General features: G+C 66.0%; 6 protein-coding genes. All 6 read right to left on the reverse strand.

Annotation, left to right across the window (positions count from 1 at the left end; all coding sequences use genetic code 11):
• Nucleotides 1-1,459, reverse strand: a 1,459-nt coding sequence (locus tag QZ281_RS10460) for a globin-coupled sensor protein (RefSeq protein WP_292228083.1), incomplete at its 3' end; no start/stop codon positions are given.
• 124 nt (nucleotides 1,460-1,583) lie between these two features.
• Nucleotides 1,584-2,795, reverse strand: coding sequence for a tRNA 2-thiouridine(34) synthase MnmA (gene mnmA, locus QZ281_RS10465; protein WP_219354484.1), 1,212 nt, complete (start codon nucleotides 2,793-2,795; stop codon nucleotides 1,584-1,586).
• Nucleotides 2,796-2,907: 112 nt separating this feature from the next.
• Nucleotides 2,908-3,192: a DUF1153 domain-containing protein gene (locus tag QZ281_RS10470; RefSeq protein WP_292228089.1), complete on the reverse strand. Its 285-nt coding sequence runs from the start codon at nucleotides 3,190-3,192 to the stop codon at nucleotides 2,908-2,910.
• Between the two features lie 172 nt (nucleotides 3,193-3,364).
• The gene (flgE, locus tag QZ281_RS10475) at nucleotides 3,365-5,122 is read right to left on the reverse strand and encodes a flagellar hook protein FlgE (RefSeq protein WP_292228091.1); all 1,758 of its coding nucleotides are present in this window, start codon (nucleotides 5,120-5,122) and stop codon (nucleotides 3,365-3,367) included.
• 47 nt (nucleotides 5,123-5,169) lie between these two features.
• Nucleotides 5,170-5,898 carry a flagellar hook capping FlgD N-terminal domain-containing protein gene (locus QZ281_RS10480; protein WP_292228093.1) on the reverse strand — a complete coding sequence of 243 codons (729 nt, stop codon included), beginning with the start codon at nucleotides 5,896-5,898 and terminating at the stop codon, nucleotides 5,170-5,172.
• A gap of 3 nt (nucleotides 5,899-5,901) precedes the next feature.
• On the reverse strand, nucleotides 5,902-6,458 hold a 557-nt coding region (locus tag QZ281_RS10485; RefSeq protein WP_292228096.1), incomplete at its 5' end, for a flagellar hook-length control protein FliK.

The following is a 6,458-nucleotide window of genomic DNA, read 5'->3' on the forward strand; positions in this document are numbered from 1 at the left end:
GGCCTGAACGGCCTGCCGATGCTGCGATCTGGAACTGACGCACGCTGCGCATCAGGGTGTCGGCCTCGGTCGCCAATTGACGGCTCGCCGCTGTGGCCTCTTCGGTCATGGCGGCGTTCTGCTGAGTGATCTCGTCGATCTGGCTGATGGCGCGTTTGACGTCAGCCAGGCGGTCGGCCTGTTCACGGGCGGAAATGGCCATGCCGCCGGCCAGGGCATCCACATCTGCAACCTGTTCGCCGATGCGGGTCAGGGCGGCGCCCGTGCGCTGAACCAGATCCACCCCGCGTGAGACTTCTTCGGACGACTGGCGGATGACGGCGCGGATTTCACCGGCGGCGGCGGCGGACCGCTGGGCCAGGGCGCGGACCTCGGAGGCGACGACGGCGAAGCCGCGGCCGGAATCGCCCGCACGCGCCGCCTCGACCCCGGCGTTCAGGGCCAGAAGATTGGTCTGGAAGGCGATTTCGTCGATCAGGGTGACGAAGCCGCCGACATTGCTGGAGGACTCGCTGATGGCCGACATGGCCTGGGCGGCCTCGGCGACGACGGCGATGCCGCTTTCGACATCACGGCGGACGGCGCCGACGGCCTCGACGCTTTGCTTGGCGGCGACGGCGGTCTGTTCGACGGAGTCCACCACCTGTTCGGTGTTGGCCGAGGTGCGTTCGACGCTGGCGGCCTGACGCTCGGTGCGCATGGCCAGATCGTCGGAGGCGCTGGCCAGTTCAGTGGCGCCGCTGCTGACCGATGCGGCGCTTTCGGTGACGGCGGTGAAGGCGTCGCGCAGGGCGATGACGGCGGCGTTGAAGTCATCCTTCAGCCCGACATAGTCATCGGCGACCGGAATGGTGATGGTCGAGCCCAGGTCGCCAGCCGCCAGACCCTTCAAGGCGCGGCTGAGGATGGAGACGATCTGGGCCTGCTGGGCGTCGGCCTCGGCCTTGGCGGCCTCGGCGCGGTCGCGCTCGGCCTGTAGTGCGTCCAGATAGGTCGAGATGGCCAGGTCCATGTCCAGCATGACCCGGCGGCTGAGCTCGCCCGCCGCCTCGGCTGTGCGGCGGTCGTGATGTTTGTCGAAGAGCTTGCGCTTGCGGGTCGTGACGGCGGTCAGAAGCTTGGTCAGGATCAGGCTGTAGCCGCCGATGTACCAGCGCGGCTCCAGTCCGATACGGGCGTGGACATTGCCGATGACACGGACGGACTGGCCGTAGGCTTCGTCGGCGCGGCCCTCGACGATGGCGTCCCAGTGGCTGACCTGCGCCGACTTGGCCGTGCCTATATGGGCTTCGTCGCGGAAGAATTTGCGGGTTTCAGGCGTGGCGCGGATGCGGTCGTAGAAGGCGCTGAGGGCGTCGGGCAGGGCCTTGCGCAGCAGCGGTTCTTGCGCGGCGTAACCGGGCGAACGAGGGCCCAGGTCCATGAACGCAGTACGACGTTCGATATCTTCGCGCGACATCCGACTTCCACTCCAACTGAGGGGATGCCCCTAGCTTGACCATGGTTATGGTCTGCTTACCAAAGGCGGGATTTGGCCGTGCGAATGTGGACTTAGGACAAAATGTCCAAGTCGGCGGGCCGGGTCAGGCGGCGACGGCCGTCGTGTCGCGGATGAAGCCGCCGCCCAGCACCCGTTCCGTATCGACCGGATCATAGAGGGCGCAGGCCTGACCGGGGGCCACGCCTTCTTCACCTTCATCAAACACGACCGAGACATCGCCGTCGATCAGGGCCAGACGGGCGGGCGAGGGCTGGCGCGTCGAACGCACGCGGGCCAGCACCGGCGCGCCCGCTTCGGCGGCGGCGTGGATGGTGTCGTGGTCGCCCAGCCAGTTCAGCTCTTCCAGCGTCAGCGAGGCGGTCAGCAGGGCTTCGCGCGGGCCAACGATGACGCGGCGGGTCTCCGGTTCCAGCTTGGTCACGAACAGGGGTTCGCCCACAGCGACGTTCAGGCCGCGGCGCTGGCCGATGGTGTAGTCCGTGATGCCGGAATGCTTGCCCAGGACGCGGCCGTCCATATGCACGATCTCGCCCGCCTCGCGGCCTTGCGGGCGCAGACGGTCGATCAGGGTGCGATAGTCGCCGGAGGGGACGAAGCAGATGTCCTGGCTGTCCGGCTTGGCGGCGATCTTCAGACCCAGTTCGGCGGCGACGCCCCGCACCTGGGGCTTTTCCAGATCGGCTAGGGGGAAGCGCAGGTAGTCCAGTTGGTCGCGCGTGGTGGCGAACAGGAAGTAGGACTGGTCGCGCGAATGGTCGATGGCCTTGCGCATCTGGCTGCGCCCGTCGATTTCGGCGCGGCGGACATAGTGGCCCGTGGCCATGGCTTCGGCGCCCAGATCGCGAGCGACGTCCAGCAGGTCGCGGAACTTAACCGTTTGGTTGCAGCGGATGCAGGGGACCGGCGTCTGGCCCTTGAGATAGGAGTCCGCGAACTGGTCGATCACGGCGTCGCGGAAGCGGCTTTCGTAATCCAGCACATAATGGGGAATGCCGATCATGTCGGCAGCCAGACGCGCGTCGTGAATGTCCTGGCCCGCGCAGCAGGCGCCCTTCTTCTTTAACGCCGCGCCGTGGTCGTAAAGCTGCAGCGTGACGCCCACCACGTCATAGCCGGCCTTGTGCAGCAGGGCGGCGACCACGGTGGAGTCCACGCCGCCCGACATGGCCGCGACCACGCGTGAACCCAGCGGCAGGCCGACCGCCGCACGCGCGCTCTCGATCGCCGCATCCATGTCGGTGCGGGCGATGTCAGGAACGGGGCAGAAGTCTTCAACGAGCGTCATCGCCGCCATTTAGGGTGGAACCCGCGCGATTTCGAGGCCTGAACCATTTTCATGTGCCGGAAATGACAAGGGCCGCACCCGTTTCCAGGTGCGGCCCTTATCGGTCTTCGGGGAGAATCCGTCAGGAGCGGTAGGTCTGGATGCGCGTCGTGCGCAGACCCTGCATGCCCCATTTATCAATGGCCTTCTGCCAGGCCAGGAATTCTTCCGCCGTCAAACGATAGGTCGCCAGGGCGTCGTCCAGGCTGAGCAGGCCGCCACGAACAGCGGCGACAACCTCGGCCTTGCGACGGATCACCCAGCGGTCCGTGTTCGACGGCGGCAGGTCCCTGAGAGTCAGGGGAGTGCCGGTCGGCCCGACCACGTATTGTTCGCCTTTGCTATTAAGGCGTCGCTCTTGCAACATGGGCTTATGCCTCTTCCACCAACACCGTACTGTCATGAAGATAGAACGGCCCGGCTAAGGTCCGTTTAAGGGTCGTGGTGAAGGAACGACTAAAATCGGTTCGCGCCCGTACGACTCTGTAAACCTTGCTTGCGTGGGGATTCATTGACTCTAACGACTAGTTACTGGCGGATCAGCGTTTGATGTTGATCAGTTCGGCCAGCATTTCGTCGGCCGTGGTGATGATTTTGGACGAGGCGGAATAGGCCCGCTGGGTGGTGATCAGGCCGGTGAATTCCGCCGACAGATCGACGGTGGAAGACTCCAGCTGTTGCGAGGCGATGGAGCCCGCGCCGCCGGTTCCAGCGCTCTTCAGGTTGAAGGTGCCGCTCTGAAGGCTGACGGCGTAGGCGTTGCCGGAAACTTCGCGTAGGCTGTCGGGGCTGGGGAAGGTGGCGACCGCGACCTGGGCGATGCGGCGCATGACGCCGTTGTCGAAGATGGCGGTGACAAAGCCACTGTCGTCGATGCGGATTTCGCTCAGATTGCCGAAGGCCGTGCCGTTGGTGACGGTCGACTGCACCACGGAGGCGGTGTTCAGCTGGCTGAGGCCGCCTGCCGAGGTGTTAAGGTCCAGGGTGACCGTCTGGGCGGCGATGCCCAGGCCGTCGGCCCAGGCCACCTGACCGGGGGCCATCGACAGGTTGTTGGGATCGGACTTGCCGAAGTCGAGCGTCGCCTGGCTGGGGTCGTCGAACAGGCCGGTGCCCGCAGGCCAGTTCTTCATCGTGTCGATGTCCAGACGACCGGACGGGGTGAAGGCGATCTTGCCCGTCTTGATCTGGCCGTTCGAATAGGGATCGCCGGTGATGACGTCGCCTGCCGGAACCGAGACGATCTCGGCGTACCAGATGTTCGGCTCGTCGCTCTTGAGGAAGCGGATCTCCAGATTGCGCTGGCCGCCCTTGGAGTCCGAAACCGGGATGTTCATCTTGAAGTCGGGTTTGACGCCTGCCGGATTGTTGGCGTCGGCGTTGTACATGGCCATCGAGTTGACGGCGGGATCGTACTTCGACTTGGCGGCGATGTTGGTCGACAGGCCGATGTCGGCCAGGCTGACGGTGTAGGGGGCGCCCGAGGCGGGGGTGAACTCGATCTGGCTGGGCGGGGCGCCCAGCACGGCGGCGGAGCCCGAGTTCTGGCCGCTGACAGTCAGGCCGGTCAGGGCGCCGGTGGCGGGGTCATAGGTCGCCTGGGCGTTGATCCGCTGCGTGCCGGACTTGAGTTCGACATCATAGGCGTCGGCGCCCGTGCGGGTGTAGCGGACCGACAGGTCGTGGTTGACCGGCGGCACGGCCGTGTCGGCGACGCTCTTGTAGGCCTGGGCGCTGGCCGCCGCCGCAGGCTCCTGGCTGGAGCGTAGGTTGGCGTTGATCTGCACGCGGGTGGTTGGTTCAGCCGTGCCGCCGACCGAGCCGATGTTGATCGAGCGCAGGCGCGACAGGTCGGACGGGTCCGAGGAGATTTCGCCGTTAGCGTCAACCGGCCAGCCCTGCAGGTACAGGCCTGCGCTGTTCTTCAGATAGCCCTGCTTGTCCACGCGGAAGGCGCCGGCGCGGGTGAACAGGTGGGTGTCGGTGGAGGCGACGCCCTCGGCCTTGTCCGTGACGACGAAGAAGCCCTGACCGGCGATGGCCAGGTCGGTGTTCTCGTTCGTGCGCTGAAGCTGGCCTTCCTGGCTGATGAAGTGGCGCGTGTTGGTGGTCACGCCGCCCGCCGAATAGCTGCCGCTGGTGCCGCTCTGGCTGTTGACCAGGGTCTGGAACTCGCTGGCCGTGCGCTTGTAGCCGACCGTGTTCACGTTGGCGATGTTCTGCGAGATCGAGGCGAGGGCCGCAGAGTTGGCGGCGAGGCCGGACACACCGGCCAGCATGGCGCTGTTGAGGCTCATGAAAGACGCTCCTTAAATGGAATTCATCGGGAAGACGGCGGAGCGCATCATGCGGCCGCCTTCTCGTTCGAGACGTCCGGATTCTCCGGTTCGTCGGGTTTGTTCTCGGCCTTGGCCTTGATCTCGTTCAGCGAGATCACGGTCGAAAGCGGAAGGATGGAGTCGCCGATCACCAGGAAGGGCTCACCGTTGTACATTTCGACCCCGGTCACGCGGCCCCGGATCAGGGCCTGGGCGTCGACCTTGGCGCCGGTCTCGTTGGTGGCGGAGACCTTCAGCGTATAGACGCCGCCGTCCTCGGCCTTGCCGCCGCCCTTCAGTTCGCCGTTCCAGGTGAAGTCGTGGATGCCCGCGCCCTTGTCCGGGCCCTGACCTTCCCAGACCACGGCGCCCTTGCTGTCGACGATCTGCAGATTGACCTTGTCGGCGCTGGCGCCCAGCTCATAGGCCCAGCTGGCCTTGCCTTCGCGGAACTCGGTCGCGGTCCAGGCGGCGGTGACTTCCTTGCCGATATAGTTGGAGGCGTTGTCCAGACCGCCCGCAGCCTGGGCCTTCAGCAGACTGGTCAGCAGGTCGTTGGTCAGCAGTTGCTGCTCGACCCCGGCCATCTGGGTCAGCTGGGCCGTGAACTGGTTGGAATCCAGCGGCGACAGCGGGTCCTGGTTCTTCATCTGGGTCGTCAGCAGCGTCAGGAAGGTCTCGAAGTTCGAGGCCAGCATCTTGTTGCTGCCGTTGATGCGACCGGCGGCGTTGTCGGCGGATACGGCGGTGACCATGGGTCAGACCTTCATATCGACGCGGTCAGGCGTCAGTGAAAGATTGGTCCAGACGCCGGGCGTCAGGATGGAGGAGGTGTCGGCGGCCAGAGCCAGGCGAGAGCCGCCGCCGAACAGGCTGTTGCGCTGCTGCTGGCGTTCAAAGGCGTCGCCGCCCTGGGGCTGGTCGCGGTGGCTGAAGTCCAGGGCGTCGCCTGCCAGCTGGAAACCTGCGTCCTGAAGCTGGCGGCGCAGTTCGTCGGCGCGGCCGCGCAGTTCGGCGGCGGCGGCGGGATTGTCGAAGGCCAGACGTGCGGCCAACTGGCCGTCGTCGCCGATCTCAAGACTGACATTGACGCGGCCCAGGTCTTCCGGCGTCAGCACCATGTCGAACCGGGTCGACTTGCCGTCCAGGCTGCGGGCGATCTGGGCGGCGAGATGGGCTGTCGTCTCGATGGTGGCCTGCGACAGGCGCGAGAAGGACAGGCTGCGTTCAACGGCGGCAGCCTGCTGCATCGGCTGGGCGTCCAGGGCGGCGGGCGCCGTGGGTTGGGTGGTTTGGGCGGCGGTCTGGATAGGCG

The sequence above is a fragment of the Brevundimonas sp. genome (assembly GCF_018608325.1).
Classification (GTDB): Bacteria; Pseudomonadota; Alphaproteobacteria; order Caulobacterales; family Caulobacteraceae; genus Brevundimonas.